This is a genomic window from Pseudomonas fluorescens (assembly GCF_000802965.1).
GTDB classification, from domain to species: domain Bacteria; phylum Pseudomonadota; class Gammaproteobacteria; order Pseudomonadales; family Pseudomonadaceae; genus Aquipseudomonas; species Aquipseudomonas fluorescens_A.
Genome location: NZ_JSAK01000007.1, coordinates 57,747 through 71,361 on the forward strand (window position 1 = coordinate 57,747; position 13,615 = coordinate 71,361).

21 protein-coding genes are annotated in these 13,615 nt (G+C 58.3%); all 21 read left to right on the top strand.

The window, feature by feature from the left end:
• Nucleotides 1–14 precede the first annotated feature (14 nt).
• Nucleotides 15–176: a hypothetical protein gene (locus NL64_RS30015; RefSeq protein WP_155292723.1), complete on the top strand. Its 162-nt coding sequence runs from the start codon at nucleotides 15–17 to the stop codon at nucleotides 174–176.
• Nucleotides 176–643 carry a hypothetical protein gene (locus tag NL64_RS06315; RefSeq protein ID WP_034147296.1) on the top strand — a complete coding sequence of 156 codons (468 nt, stop codon included), beginning with the start codon at nucleotides 176–178 and terminating at the stop codon, nucleotides 641–643. Before NL64_RS30015 ends, NL64_RS06315 begins: the two co-directional genes overlap by 1 nt.
• A 40-nt stretch (nucleotides 644–683) precedes the next feature.
• Nucleotides 684–1,106 (top strand): hypothetical protein, encoded by a 423-nt coding sequence (locus NL64_RS06320; RefSeq protein ID WP_034147297.1) that lies wholly within the window; start codon nucleotides 684–686, stop codon nucleotides 1,104–1,106.
• Nucleotides 1,107–1,143: 37 nt separating this feature from the next.
• The gene (locus tag NL64_RS06325) at nucleotides 1,144–1,494 is read left to right on the top strand and encodes a hypothetical protein (RefSeq protein ID WP_034147298.1); all 351 of its coding nucleotides are present in this window, start codon (nucleotides 1,144–1,146) and stop codon (nucleotides 1,492–1,494) included.
• A gap of 63 nt (nucleotides 1,495–1,557) precedes the next feature.
• Nucleotides 1,558–3,531: a hypothetical protein gene (locus tag NL64_RS06330; protein WP_034147299.1), complete on the top strand. Its 1,974-nt coding sequence runs from the start codon at nucleotides 1,558–1,560 to the stop codon at nucleotides 3,529–3,531.
• A 35-nt stretch (nucleotides 3,532–3,566) separates the two neighbouring features.
• A complete protein-coding gene (locus NL64_RS06335; protein ID WP_034147300.1) occupies nucleotides 3,567–4,643 on the top strand; it encodes a hypothetical protein in 1,077 nt (358 codons plus the stop codon).
• Nucleotides 4,643–5,002, top strand: a complete 360-nt coding sequence (locus NL64_RS29125; RefSeq protein ID WP_052321209.1) for a LytTR family transcriptional regulator DNA-binding domain-containing protein — start codon at nucleotides 4,643–4,645, stop codon at nucleotides 5,000–5,002. The genes NL64_RS06335 and NL64_RS29125 overlap by 1 nt, the downstream gene beginning before the upstream one ends.
• A 6-nt stretch (nucleotides 5,003–5,008) precedes the next feature.
• The gene (locus NL64_RS06345; RefSeq protein WP_034147301.1) at nucleotides 5,009–5,506 is read left to right on the top strand and encodes a hypothetical protein; all 498 of its coding nucleotides are present in this window, start codon (nucleotides 5,009–5,011) and stop codon (nucleotides 5,504–5,506) included.
• Between the two features lie 2 nt (nucleotides 5,507–5,508).
• On the top strand, nucleotides 5,509–5,949 hold the full coding sequence (locus NL64_RS06350; protein WP_034147302.1) for a hypothetical protein: 441 nt from the start codon (nucleotides 5,509–5,511) through the stop codon (nucleotides 5,947–5,949).
• Between the two features lie 85 nt (nucleotides 5,950–6,034).
• Nucleotides 6,035–6,688, top strand: coding sequence for a GNAT family N-acetyltransferase (locus tag NL64_RS06355; protein ID WP_034147303.1), 654 nt, complete (start codon nucleotides 6,035–6,037; stop codon nucleotides 6,686–6,688).
• Between the two features lie 100 nt (nucleotides 6,689–6,788).
• On the top strand, nucleotides 6,789–7,907 hold the full coding sequence (locus tag NL64_RS29130) for an AlbA family DNA-binding domain-containing protein (RefSeq protein WP_052321210.1): 1,119 nt from the start codon (nucleotides 6,789–6,791) through the stop codon (nucleotides 7,905–7,907).
• A gap of 116 nt (nucleotides 7,908–8,023) precedes the next feature.
• Entirely contained in the window at nucleotides 8,024–8,440 is a 417-nt protein-coding gene (locus NL64_RS06365) for a hypothetical protein (RefSeq protein WP_034147304.1), read from the top strand.
• Nucleotides 8,441–8,557: 117 nt separating this feature from the next.
• Complete coding sequence (locus NL64_RS06370; protein WP_034147305.1) at nucleotides 8,558–8,746, top strand: carbon storage regulator; 189 nt, start codon at nucleotides 8,558–8,560, stop codon at nucleotides 8,744–8,746.
• Entirely contained in the window at nucleotides 8,730–8,954 is a 225-nt protein-coding gene (locus NL64_RS06375; protein ID WP_034147306.1) for a DUF7740 domain-containing protein, read from the top strand. The genes NL64_RS06370 and NL64_RS06375 overlap by 17 nt, the downstream gene beginning before the upstream one ends.
• Nucleotides 8,947–9,561, top strand: coding sequence for a 3'-5' exonuclease (locus NL64_RS06380; protein ID WP_052321211.1), 615 nt, complete (start codon nucleotides 8,947–8,949; stop codon nucleotides 9,559–9,561). Before NL64_RS06375 ends, NL64_RS06380 begins: the two co-directional genes overlap by 8 nt.
• Entirely contained in the window at nucleotides 9,561–10,118 is a 558-nt protein-coding gene (locus tag NL64_RS06385) for a hypothetical protein (RefSeq protein WP_034147307.1), read from the top strand. Before NL64_RS06380 ends, NL64_RS06385 begins: the two co-directional genes overlap by 1 nt.
• A 12-nt stretch (nucleotides 10,119–10,130) precedes the next feature.
• On the top strand, nucleotides 10,131–11,021 hold the full coding sequence (locus NL64_RS06390) for a TAXI family TRAP transporter solute-binding subunit (RefSeq protein ID WP_034147308.1): 891 nt from the start codon (nucleotides 10,131–10,133) through the stop codon (nucleotides 11,019–11,021).
• A gap of 1 nt (nucleotide 11,022) precedes the next feature.
• Nucleotides 11,023–11,178, top strand: coding sequence for a hypothetical protein (locus tag NL64_RS30020; protein ID WP_155292725.1), 156 nt, complete (start codon nucleotides 11,023–11,025; stop codon nucleotides 11,176–11,178).
• 43 nt (nucleotides 11,179–11,221) lie between these two features.
• Nucleotides 11,222–11,524 carry a hypothetical protein gene (locus NL64_RS06395; protein WP_034147309.1) on the top strand — a complete coding sequence of 101 codons (303 nt, stop codon included), beginning with the start codon at nucleotides 11,222–11,224 and terminating at the stop codon, nucleotides 11,522–11,524.
• 1 nt (nucleotide 11,525) lies between these two features.
• A complete protein-coding gene (locus NL64_RS06400; protein ID WP_034147310.1) occupies nucleotides 11,526–12,677 on the top strand; it encodes a hypothetical protein in 1,152 nt (383 codons plus the stop codon).
• Complete coding sequence (locus tag NL64_RS06405) at nucleotides 12,674–13,594, top strand: DNA polymerase (RefSeq protein WP_034147311.1); 921 nt, start codon at nucleotides 12,674–12,676, stop codon at nucleotides 13,592–13,594. The genes NL64_RS06400 and NL64_RS06405 overlap by 4 nt, the downstream gene beginning before the upstream one ends.
• Nucleotides 13,595–13,615: the final 21 nt, after the last annotated feature.

Here is a 13,615-nt window from a genome sequence, read left to right on the forward strand (position 1 = left end):
CCGAGACCTCGGCCATGAAGACCGCCCTGTTCACCCTGTTCATCCACTACTGCGTCAACCAGCAGTGCGAAACAAAGCCGCTCAGCAATGCCTGGGAAACGATCGAAGAATGCCAGGCGCAGATCCCGATCTACTACGCCATGGTGCCCGGCGATTACCTGATGGAGTGCAAGTAATGCAGACCCTGAAACCCGAGCTGCTGGCCATCGTCGACACCATGTCGGCCCACCTCGCCCAGCAACGCGCCCGTGCCTACGCCGATGGCTGCAAGTACCGCGACAACGACGGCCGCATGTGCGCCGTGGGTTGTCTGATCCCCGACGAGCTCTACGCCCGAGAGATCGAGGGCGGCATCACCACCATGTTCCACAGCGTCGACATGGAGTACGCCTCCACTCACCGCCCCCCGGTGGTATCCCATCTGTGCAGCCTTGCGCCGTCCCTTGAAAGGAACTCGCTGAAGCTTTTCCTCGACCGTACGCAGATTTTTCACGACGAAGATCACGGCATCGATAAGAACAGTTACGTCGGCATCCTCAACGCTGCGCCACCCGACATCAGCAACGATGACCTCGCCGCTGTGATCAAGACCGAGTTGGTCCGCCGCCTGAGCACCAGTCCACTCGACACGTGGCTGGAATAACACGCATTGCAATTATTTCCACCCACAAGGAACGCGCACCATGGCCACTGAAACAACTGAAATCGCCCTCGACAAACGCCCGATGAAAGTCGTGTTGGTCACCTTCGACAACCCGGAGAAATCCTACAACTACTGGGCGCCGGCTGACGCCAGGACCGGCGACTACGCAGTGGTCCCATCGGTGTCGCAGATCATCCAGAACCGCAACATGCCGTTCACCATCGGCCAGATCGTCCAGGACGAGGTGATCGACACCAGCAAAGCGACCAAGGCAATCCTCGGCACCTTCAACGAGGACTTCTCCAAGCATGTGCAGGCTCGCATCGAGCACATGCAGCGGGTCAAGGCCAAGCTCGCGGTGAAGAAAAAGCAGTACGAAGACGCCGCCTTCTACGAGCTGCTCGCCAAGACCGACCCGGAAGCCGCGGCGCTGCTCGACGAGCTCAAGAGCTTCAACCTGTAACACCCCCCAACCGCTGCACTTAACTGAGTACATCGCTATGTCTAAAGCTCAAGTCAATCCGCTCCAGGCCATCGTCAACGCTGCCGCTGTCAAGGTCGCCGAAGCGCAGTACCGTTTGGCCAACCTGTTCACGCCCTACTCCTTCGACCCGGAGCGCGTGGATTTCGACCGCGTCGGCGCTTTCCTCGGCAACGTCAACGCTGCGTTCCCACAGCCAAGCGAAGCGGTGAAATTGTCCCTCGATCGCACCGCCGCGACGCTGGTGGAACAGCAGGCGATCCTCGCTGCGTTCAAGGCCCAGGGCACCGAGCCGACGCTGAGCGCCGACGAGTTGTTCGACGCCGCCCGCAACAGCATCGCTGGCAACCGCCTGCAACGCGCTGCCTGACGGTTGAACCACGCCCGCAGTTACACGCACTGCGTGTAACTGCGCCTTTCAAGGAGAAGACCGATGCACCAAGTAACCGAAACCACGATCCAGGATTTGATTGACCGCGGTGTGGCCTTCGCCCACACCGCTTATGAGGTGGCACGCAAGTTCACCAAGTTCAACTACATCGACCTTGATACTCCGATCGGCGACGACCACCAACGCAACCGAGTCGACCCGCTGTATCCGGTAGCCATCACGCTGTACAACCGCACCGCAGGTGGCACCATCATGTCGCTAGTCGACAAGGACGGTAATCCAGCGAAGGCCAGCACTCACGTCGAAGCGCCTTACAACTACTCGACCTACAGCGACTACCTCATCCTGCGCGTGCCGCTGTTCATGCTGACCTTCGCCGGCGGAGTCAGGGATCTGATGTCACTGATCGAAGACCCGGCGAACGGCAACCAGACGTGTTCGTACACCCGCGCCGCGATAAACGAGCTGCCAGGTATGCCCGAAACCATGCGCGACTTTAGCGACTGCTCCTGGTTCCAGAGCACGGCACAGAGCGCCACCGCGGGCGACCACCTCATCCCAGAACTGCGCATCACGCCCGGGGCCTTTCATTGCTTTGCGCACGCCCACCCATACCCGGAATATTTCCGCGCTGATCGCCCTTTGTGGCAGGTACGTGAAGAAGCGCGCATCCGCTATAGCGCCTACGACCAGCTGCCAGCCCCGGTACTGGATGCACTCGACCCGGAAAAGATCCAGCACTTGTATCCGCACCTGCCGACCAAACCGGGCAACGCGGGGCTGATCGCCTACACCCAGAACGCCACCGCCGGGGTCATGGATCGTCAGGCGGTGATGCGTGCCGGCCGCTTCATTCGCCAGTTCGCCAAAGAAGGCACCAGCGACGAAGCCGTCAAGCAACTGACCGCACACGCCGCCTCGCACCTGGGCAGTCAGTACAAGCACAGCTGCGAACGCGAGGACTACAAGCGCGTGTACATCAGTGGCCCGAGCAGTTGCATGTCCTACGACGAAACCGGCAAGAGCTTCGGCAAATTGATGGTCAATGGCGAATTCGTGCACCCGACCGAGGTGTACGCGCACCCAGAGAACGACCTGGAACTGGTGTGGATGGAGGTCAACGAGAACATCGTGGCCCGCACCATCGTTAACAAAGAGCGCATGCAGTATCCGCGTATCTACGCCAAGGAAAGTGTGGCGAATGCCTTGAACCGGTTGCAGAACTATCTCGAAGACCTCGGTTACGCCCAGCACGACAGCGCCTTGGTCGATCAGAAACTGCTGAAGATCTCGCCCGACCGTTACCCGCACGCGATCCTCTGCCCGTACATCGATAGCGGCAACCTCGGCGTCTACGTTCGGGACGATCACCTGCTCACCGGCGGCTGCGAGAACGCCGACCACGAATCCGGGTGCCTGATCGACTACAACACTAGCCGCAGTAGCGACTGGTGCTGCGAGTGCTGCGACACCGATTACGACGATGACGATGGCTACGAGATCAACGACTGCGGCGATCGCATCTGCCAGTCATGCGCCGACAACGATCACACCCGCGCTTACTGCACCAACCAGCAGGAAGAGCGCTACGTCCACGAAGACGAAACTGTCTACGAGCTGGTGAGCGTCAACCGCGGCACGCTGCGCTACTACAGCCACATCTTCTTCAACAGCGACTTCCGCGACATGGGCCACTACGGCCTGGTGGAGCTCGACACCAGTTACTACGACAGCAACTGCGTGGCGCTGATCGATGACTGCACACGCACCGAAGACGGCAATTGGTTGCTGACCAACGACCTCGCCGATCACGACCTGTTCTTCAACCACGAAACCGACGAAGCCTGCCAGATCAACGACTACGCCGTGTGCGTCGACGCTGACGGCAACGACGAGTTGGTTGAGGTCAGCGACATCGACGAGGAGCTGTTTGAGTGCGCCCCGACTGAACTCGACAGCACCTACCCGATGCTCCGCGTCTACACCGCGATCATCCAGGGCGAAGAAGCCGCATAAGCGGCTTCATCCCTCCCCCCCAAGGAATTCACGAAATGAGTAAGCAAACCGTGACCAATATTCGTCCGTCGCACAAAGTCGTTCCGCCATCCCACGCCGCCTTCGCCGACACTGCCGTGGGCACTCCGATCGCTGTCGAAGTGCTGTATGACATCGTCCGTCGTCCGCGCTTCGCCGACTCCGAAGGCGAGGCCTACGTCATCGACACCTACATCCAGGGTTTGCCCGGGATGCAGAAGGACTCCTTCGGCAACTTCTGGCTGCGCATCCAGCAGGCCGACGGCTCCAACCCGACCACCCTGTTCAGCGCGCACACCGACACGGTGCACAAGGCCAAGGCCACCGGCACCTACGCCCTGACCGTCGACGAGCAAATCCTCAGCGTCAAGGCCGGCGGTGTACTGGGTGCCGACGACGGTACCGGGATCTGGATTCTGCTCAACCTGATCGAAGCCAAGGTACCCGGCCTGTACATCTTCCACCGTGAAGAAGAGATCGGTGGCAATGGCTCGACCTTCATCGCCAAGAACTTCGCCGACGAGCTCGAAACGTACAACCGCGCCATCGCCTTTGACCGCAAGGGCACCCGCGACATCATCACCCACCAAGGTGGCGAGCGTTGCTGCTCGGATGCCTTCGCCGACGCCTTCGCCGACCAATTGAACATGACCGAGGGCTTCGTATTTACCGGCGACGACAGCGGCTCGTTCACCGACACCAAGAACTACACGCTGCTGATCCCCGAATGCACCAACCTCGCCGTGGGTTACTACGACCAGCACACGATGTTCGAGTGCCAGGACATGTCGTTTGTCACCCGGCTGGTCAACCGCCTGATCGCCGTCGATTGGGAAGCGCTGCCGACCGAACGCGACAAGACCGTCGTCGAGGACATGTGGGCCGACTGGAACAACCGCTGGGGCAACTACGGCAACTACAGCACCACCAGCCGGAAAATGGAAAAGAGCGCCGAGGCCGACGACCTCGAAGCCATGAGCGACCTGATCCTCGATTACTCGATGGAGATCGCCCTCGCGTGGCGGGACCGCGGCTTTGACGCGCACAGCCTCGAAGAACTGATCATCGGCTACATGTCGGACGAGGAGCGCTAATGTCCTTCCCGCCCAAAACCCAGCACATCCTCTCGACCTTCATCCAGGTCCACAAGGCCGGCAAAGCCGTGCGCGTGCCAATCGAAAAGGTCTCGCACTTCGTATCCGAGGACAAGTACATCACCGCCTACACCGACCAAGGCGAGCTGCTGCTGGTCACCTCGCTGCGCAAACTGGAAGCGATCTACGGCACCAAGGTCGCCCTGCTGCACCGCAAGCTGCTGGTGTTTCGCGATCGCATCGCCAAGGTCGAGCGGCCCCCACGCCACTCAGGCGGCTACGCGATCCTGAGCGACGGCCGAGAAGTGGCGACCAGCTTCCGCGGTGCGCACGCCTACCTCAACTCGCTGGCCGGGTAAGTCGTCATGGCCCGAGCCTACAAACGCGACCAGATCGAGACCCGTTGGGGCATGCCGTTCTGGGACCTGGTGCGCGACTTCGCCGAACAGGACCTGAGCCGTCACGACACCGCGCGAGCGCTCGGCTACAACCGCGACTACTTCTACCTGCTCCTGGCCAAGCACCCGGAGAACGACCCGTTCCCACGCTACGGCTTGGTACCGGATTACACCCTGGACACCGGTGAGGGTTTTCGCGAAGCCCTGCAACGGATGATCGCCGACGGCATGCACGTCAGTCTGATCGCCACCACGATGGGCTTCGGTCGCACTGATCGCCTGCGCTACGCCATGGCCGTGCGCGGCATCAAGCTGGTGTTCCCGCTCCCGACGCTCAAAGCCCGCAAGAAACGAGACCGCACCAACCAGAAACGCAAACCACGACCACCACGCATTGGCCCGCGCAAGGTGAAGCGCCCCGGCGCCAACCATCCGTGGCGCTGCTCCCAAAAACAGGACAAGTAAATATGAACACCGTACTCATTCAAGGCGGCCGCACCTTGGACCTCGAACGCCTCGTCGACCTGTACCAGCGCCAAGGTCGCTCGGCAGAGAACATCGCCAGGGAGATAGGCCACAGTCCCAACACGGTGCGCCGCCATCTGCGCGCGGCTGGCGTCGAGCTCGGCCCACAAGGCCAGCACCGGCTGATCACCGACGAATACGTGTCGCTCACCTTGAAGATGCGCGCCGAAGGCACGAACTGGGAGGACATCGCCGAGAAGATCGGTTTCTCAACCCGGGCACTGCAACGCGCGGTCGCCAAGTACGCCCTGAGCGCCTCGATGGCCCGCGAAACGGCGCTGCAAGCCCGACTGAACAGCGCGGATCAGGAGATCGATGACCTGCGCCAACGCATCGACAAACTTTCGGTGGCGCCCGTAATGTCCCATTCGGGACGTCAGTGACAGGGGAAGCAGTGATAGCACTGAGCCATAGCATCCCATTATCCAACCATGTACCTTACGTTTTCCTCTATAACCCGAACGTTTTATGAACATCATTACGCGCGAGCTCACACAGCAAGACCTACAGCCTGTAATCAAATTAGCCGTGGCCAACCACATCGACCTCACTTCGTACGCGGTAAGAAGAGACGGTCCGATCAGCGGTTTGAGTAAAGGCACGCTTGAGATCGAGGTTCGCACATACCTCCAGCAAGTCCTTTCGGCAAAACCAATGCTGCCAGTGGAAGTTGTCTTGGCAAAGGACCCAGAGGGCGCCGTCATCGGTTTCATGCTGGTGATCCGGGCAGCGAATGGTGCCTGCGGACTGAGCTATGGGGCGGTTGCCCAGAGTCACAGGCAACAGGGTGTATTACGATTGATGCTCGACGACATCAAATCGAGGCACCAATCAATCGTGCTTACATGCCATCTAGGCACCGTCCACATCTACGAGCGCTTGGGTTTTAAAGTATCTGGCCAAAAAGATGCTCAAGTAGAAATGAGCTGGGGTCCCTATGATCCTCTCACGCCGATGAACCATCTTGGTTTCGAAAGTCACGTGGAATTTCAAGCTCTTCATGCCGCTTTCAAAAGGACACATGGAACCAAGGCTATCAGCATTCGTCGCGCTGCTAACGCTTTTCAAGCCGCCCGTGTACGAGAAGTGGCGGCTTTCGTGGCCCAAAAGCTGCAAAACTGATGTTGATTGTCGCTGGGAACGGTAGTCCAGCGCCCATGCCCTAGACACTACGACGACTAAATAGTAGCGTTGAGTAAAACTTTTAAGTGCTGAGACGAATATGGATGACGAAAGTTTAATCGAAAGGCTGCTCTACAGCGGCGAAGGCGTAACTCTAGACTATAAAGTTCAACAGTATCCTCATGACGGCGCAAGTAACGACGACAAATCTGAATTACTCAAAGACATTCTTGCTTTTTCGAACGCGTGGCGAGACGAAACAGCCTATATTCTAATCGGCGTAAGTAACGACACCCAAGATTTAGTCGAACTGGACAAGGATCTTGATGACTCTCGCCTACAACAATTTATTAACGGAAAGACCAACGTACCTGTTCACTTTTCCTACCGCTCGCTTACATACCTGGGAGTGAAACTGGGGCTATATACTATCCCAGTTCAGGATCGACCAATCTATGCGAAGCAACAGTATGGCAAAGTTTCACCTGACGTCGTATATGTCCGTCGCGGCTCAGCTACCGCTATTGCCAAACCTGACGAAATTGCTAGGATGGGAGCAGCAGTTCGAGAAAAAACATTTGCTCCAAAACTGCAAGTACAACTTGTTGAGCTAGATGAAAACGCCACTCCAGTCACGTCAATCGATGTTGCGTACAAAAATTATCAGCTAGAGAGCTATCCGGAGTACATAGACCGAAAATCTAATACATTCGGTATACCGGCACTTACCCAAGCCAACTCCAGTTATTTTCGAGAACTCGCAAAATATACGAAATTTAAAAACAGCACTTTTGCATTCAGATTCGAGATATCTAACTTAGGTGATCACTTTGCTGATGACGTGCGAATTCAAATCAGCGCACCATCTTCGCCTGGATTCGAATTTCTTACCGAAACTCAACTTCCATCAAAGCCCAATAAAACAATCGATTTATTTGGGCATATTCATCGCAAAATACAAAAATTAAGTAATATTGAAATCACCTCAGAACGAAATACCGTTGCCGCAACCTTTCCAGTGGGCAAGATTCAGTCGGGTGAAACGTTATATACTGAAGTCGCTTACTTCACCCAGCCGTCCGAAAGACTGCAATCCTTCAAAATCAGGGTATTCTCAGATCAACTCAGAGGCCCAATAGAATTTGAGATTCCAACTCGATTCAAGGTGGAATCTACATCTTTGCCCATCGGCGTATTGCAAATGATTTCACACCACTGACTTTCAGATGCACGCCGACTTACTCGTGGGTCGGCGACTGATGCCTATTACCTTATCATACCGCTTCCAAATAAACGCATTGCGTGTATCATGCAGACCATTGAGGGACCATCGACATGAAAGCACCTGTGAAGCACTACACCATCCAACCCGGGCAGTCGGTGCACAGCACGTACTGCTCAACCCTGATTGTTGACAGTCAGGAAGGCCCTATCACACATCCCGGAAGCTTTTCTGTCCGTGGGGACAACTTAAAAGTGCACCTTTTCCATGGCCGCTCGTCGATTGGCGAGGACATGGAAGACTGGGGTTTTGACGGCCCCACCTTCAACTGCTTGAGCGTCGCTCACGACCCTGATCTGGTCCTCTTGCAAAGTGCCTGCGGCCCCAGCCTAGAGCTTGCGAAGCGTATGGGGCTGTCCATCCACGACGACACAATCAGTATTCCCTACACCGAGGATTTGTTGTCGATCCCACGCTTCCGAGACGATAACCCTGCATTTTTTGGGGATTTTTCGATCAACGGCATCTAGCCCTATGCCCGGCTTTCGGGCATAAGCCCCGCGATTGTCTACACGCTGTGAAAAAATTGTTAATTGACCATCCCATAAAATCGAAGCTCGCATGATGCGTATCAAAAAGGAAGTCGAATGAACGTTGTACCAGCCCGCTTAGTTCTGTCCCGTAAAGCCGGTGAGACCATCCACATTGGTGACAACATCATCATTGATGTTCGTGTCGACCCGGACCGCCCGAAGTTCATCAAGGTGGGCATCACCGCCCCCCGCGAAGTGAAGATTCTCCGGTCGGAGCTTATTGCCGATGGCGAAAGCGCATAAGAAACGCATCTACGACCTTACCGACGTCCTGTTGGTTATGAGCCTGGCGGCTCGGATACACCAATCCAACGCCGCCGTGCGCAAATCCGCAATCTCGATGTACCCCAACGCCAATCAACGCGCCCGGATCGCTTTGGTCCTGGTGCGTGATTCGCAACACCCGATAAACGTGCTCGACCTATTTCTCAAGGAACTCACAGATGAGTAAGCCCCGCGCTGAAGTGGCCATTGACCTCGAAACACTGTCCACCTCCCCTGCTGCCAAACTGCTGTCGATCGGCGCCGTCGCCGTCTGCGCTGCCACTGGCCAAACGATCAAGTTCTACACCGCCACCAGCGTTGCCTCGCAACCTGTTCGCAAGACCGACGCCTCGACCCTCGACTGGTGGTCCACGCAAAGCCCCGATGCACGCAAAGCCTTCGACTATGCCCACAGCGACGAATGCCCAACCCTCGCCGAAGGCCTAACTCAACTGACCGACTGGCTCGGCAAACTGGGCGAGACCCATGACGTGCACGTATGGGGCAACGGCGCGGACTTCGACATCGGCATCCTGAACCACGCCTACAAGGAAATCAGCCCGTTCGTGCCGTGGTATTTCCGCAACGTCCGCGACATGCGCACGCTGTACGACATCACCAAGCGCTTCGGCCTGGAGATCAAAGTCCCTCGCGTCGGTACCCACCACAACGCACTGGACGATGCCCAGTTCCAGGCCGATGTGATCATGGAGTCGCTGCGCCAGCTGGACGACCTCGCCTCTCAACTCCGTGCTGCCGACGCTTTGGCTGCTGAACTGGTCGGGAGCGCGTAATGAACCTGATCGGCCTGATCGGCAAAGCCCGGGTCGGCAAGGACACTGCGGCCGAGCACCTGCACATGTGGCATATGTTCAACCGTTACGCGTTCGCCGCACCACTCAAGGATATGCTCAGCGCTGCCTTTGGCCACGATATTGGTGAAGCAGACGGCGCCGCCAAGGAACAAGTGATCGACTGGCTGGGCAAAAGCCCGCGCCAACTGACGCAGCTCCTCGGTACTGAATGGGGTCGCAACTGCGTCCACCCCCAACTGTGGACACTACTTGCCGAACAACAGTGGATTCACTGCCAACGTGGCCTTTCCCACGGCCTGGTGATCAGCGACGTTCGCTTCGACAACGAGGCCGAATGGATTCTCCAGCAGGGCGGCACCCTGATCGAGATCACCCGCGGCACCGCCGCCCCAGTGAACGCCCACGCCAGCGAAGCCGGCGTCCACTTACGCTATCCCCGGTTCATGGTCAGCAACGACGGCACCCTCGACGAGCTGTATAGCGAACTCGATCGCATCGTTTTTCTGCTGCCCACCAATACACGCATTGCGTCTTAAATGGAGACCTGCATGAAATCGAAAGCATTGTTGATCATCGCCCTGTTGGGCGCTTCGGCTCTGGCCCACGCGGCTGCCCCGGCCTCCCTGAACTTCTGCTCCGGCGGCAAGGGCGGTTTCTACGAATCGTTGGCCGAGACAATCGGCAAGAAGATCGTCAAGGACACCCCCACTGAACTGCACGTCCTCAACACCGGCGGCTCGGTGGAGAACGCGCAGAAGATGAAGGCCGGCAAGTGCGACATCGCCGTCATTCAGGCCGACGTAGTCAGCTCCGGCGTGTTGCCCAATGACGTCAAGGTCACTGACGCACACACCGAAGTGGTCTATTGGCTGCACGGCAAGAGCGGTGTCGACGACTTCGGCAAGATGGAAAAGGACTCGATCGCTGCCAAGTACGCCTTCGCCTCGGTGCAGGGCTCCGGCGCCCTTACCACGGTGAAGAACTGGATCAAGACCGACAAGGATTACGAGGGCGCCCGCGTCATCGAGTTCGACAACTGGTACAGCGCGGCGGAAGCCGTGGCCCAGGGCTTCACCACCACCGAAGCCGGTGTGCGCATCGAGATCGCCGGCATGCTGTACATCGGCCGCGCCGGCAAGATCAGCTCGGACATCACCGAGGACTTCGGTACCCAGATCCTGATCGGTGAGGTCAACGACGATTCCTTCGCCAATAGCAAGGACATCAACGGCAACCCGCTGTACAGCCATTGCGACATCGACAAGCTCGGCATGTCCGGCTTGGAGAGTTCGACCATGGGCAAGCCCGATACCTACTGCGTCCGCGCCCAGCTGGTCTACAACAACGCCTGGCACCAAGGCCTTTCGGCGGATGACCAACGTGACGTGCGCCGAGCCGTCGACAAAGGCATCAACAGCACCGTGAAAGCGGTTCGCTGACATGTGGCGCCTCTACACGCTGCTGCTGATCGTGGGCCTGTCACTGGGCGCCTCGATCGCGCTGCATGTGATCTCGATCTTGTACGGCGCCGGCGTCGTCACCGGCCTGCTCCTCGCCGCCCTGATCTGGTTTCGCGCCGCCCGCCACCGACGATAACCCCGACCGGGGCCACGCGCCCCGGTGTCTTTTGGAGATCCACATGGACAAGCAAATCAACCACCTCATGGCGTTTGCCGAACGACTCCTGCTGCGCGACGACATCAACGAACTGACCCAGGCTCTGGAACACGGTGTGCTCGCCGAGTGCGAATGCGACGCCGATGCCATCGCCGTCCTGTCCGTCAACTTCGCCTCCTTCGTCATGAGCCTGGGCAAATCGCCTCGGGAACTCAACAGCATCACCGCCCTGGTCGGCCAGCTCGTCAACGGCATTGCCCAGAACCGCCACCGCCAACTCATGGGCCAGTGCGACTACGTCATGCCCTCCGCGACGGTGCACTGATATGAAGATCCTTGGCGAAGACTACCTGCTGGTGACCTTGGACTTCGAGTCCTACTACGGCACCGGCTGCACCCTGACCAGCCTCAACACGTTCCAGTACCTGAACCACCCCGAGTTCACCATCCACGGCGTGGGTGTGCAGCTCGACGATGGCCCAAGGCAATGGTTCCGCGACACGGCTGATGCCATCGCCTACATCGAGGACGAGGCCTGCGACACGCTGATCGCGCTGCTGTGCCAGAACACCCAGTTCGACGGCATGATCCTCCACCACTTCTACGACTGGCACCCCGACCTGTACCTGGACACCCAGTGCATGTCCAAAGGCCTGTTCCCGACCGAGTCGGCCAGCCTGGAGAAACTCTGCGAGCGGCTATGGCCCAACGACCTGTCGATGCGCAAGGGCAAGGAGCTGGTGCAGTTCCGTAACGTCACGACTCAACAGTTGTATGCCAGCGAAGCGATGCTCGCGGCGATGATCAAATATTGCATAGGAAACGACAAGAAAGACCAAGGCGACGTAGGGCTGACCTACGAGGCTTTTCTGCGCATGGAGCCTCATTATCCCGATGATGAGCTGCGCTTGATCGACCTGCACATCCGGATGATGTGCAACCCAATTTTCACACTCAACAAGGACCTGGTCCAAGAGTGTTACGACGAAGGCGTGGAGAAACGCAACGCGCTTCTCAAAGCCGCCGGCGTCGCCACCACCACCCTGAGCTCCGACACCAAGTTCGCCGCCTACGTGCGCGACAAGTTGGGCATCACTCTGCCGATGAAGCCGTCACCCACAGTCAAGATCAAAGTCCTCGATGCCGAGGGCCGCGAGACCGGTGAGGAAGTGCCGAAGATGATCCCGGCATTGGGCAAAGCTGACATGGGCTTTCAGGAAATGCGCGCGCACCACAAGGAGCACGAGCACATCTGGGCAGGACGTGTGGCGGCCAAGTCCACCGGCGAGATCACCCGTGCCGAACGCTTCCTGGAAACCGCCGACCAGTGCCACGGGATGATGCCGGTGTGCCTGAACTACTATGGCGCCCACACCGGTCGCAGCTCAGGTACCGAGAAACTCAACCAGCAGAACCTGCGCCGCGGCTCCAAGCTGCGCCGGTCGCTCAGCGTACGCACAAGGCAGGTGGCGGTATGACCGTTCAATTCGATCCCACATTGGTAGCCGACGCCACCCGCACCGCCATTACCGGCGACCAGCTGGTGTACGTGGTCGACTCCTCTAACATCGAGGCACGGGTATTGGCTTGGGTGGCCGGTCACCAGACCCTACTCCAGCAGTTCCGCGACAAGGAAGACGTGTACATCAACTTCGCCACGAAGGTGTACCAGCGTCCGCTGACCAAGAAACTCAACCCGCTGGAACGCCACGTCGGCAAAACCTGCGTACTTGGCCTGGGCTTTCAGGTCGGCTGGAAAAAGCTGCAATCGTCCCTGGCCACCAACGACCAGTTCCCGATGTACATCGAGGAGCCGGACTGCCGGCACATGGTCAACCTGTACCGGGCTGACAACGCGCCCATCGTCAATTACTGGGCAGAGGCCGAGCTCGCGATCTTCGACATGTTCATGGGCAACGAGCGCCAATGGGGTGCCCTGCGTATCTACAAGAACGCGCTGATCATGCCTAACGGCATGGCGTTGCAGTATCCGCACCTGCGCCACTCCGAACCGGATGAACAGGGTCGCATCGGCTGGGAATACTGGAACGGCAAGTTCTTCACCAACCTCTACGGCGGCAAGCTGACGGAAAACATCGTGCAGGCGCTGTCGCGCATTGTGCTGTTCCGCCAGATGCTCAAGATCGACACCCTGCTCATGTCCCGCGGCGGTCGCGTCGCGCTATCAGTGCACGACGAAGTGGTCGGGGTCGGCCCGAGCTTCGGTGCCCTTTACCTGGGCGTCGGTGCCGATGGCAAAGAGATCTGGTACGACACCAAAGGCGCCGATGAAGTGTTCGCCGACATGGTCGGCATCATGCGTACCCCTGAACCCTGGTGCCTCGACCTGCCGCTGGATGGTGAAGGCGGCTACGCCTTCGAATACAGCAAATAGTTCTCACGGGCGGTGGACTTG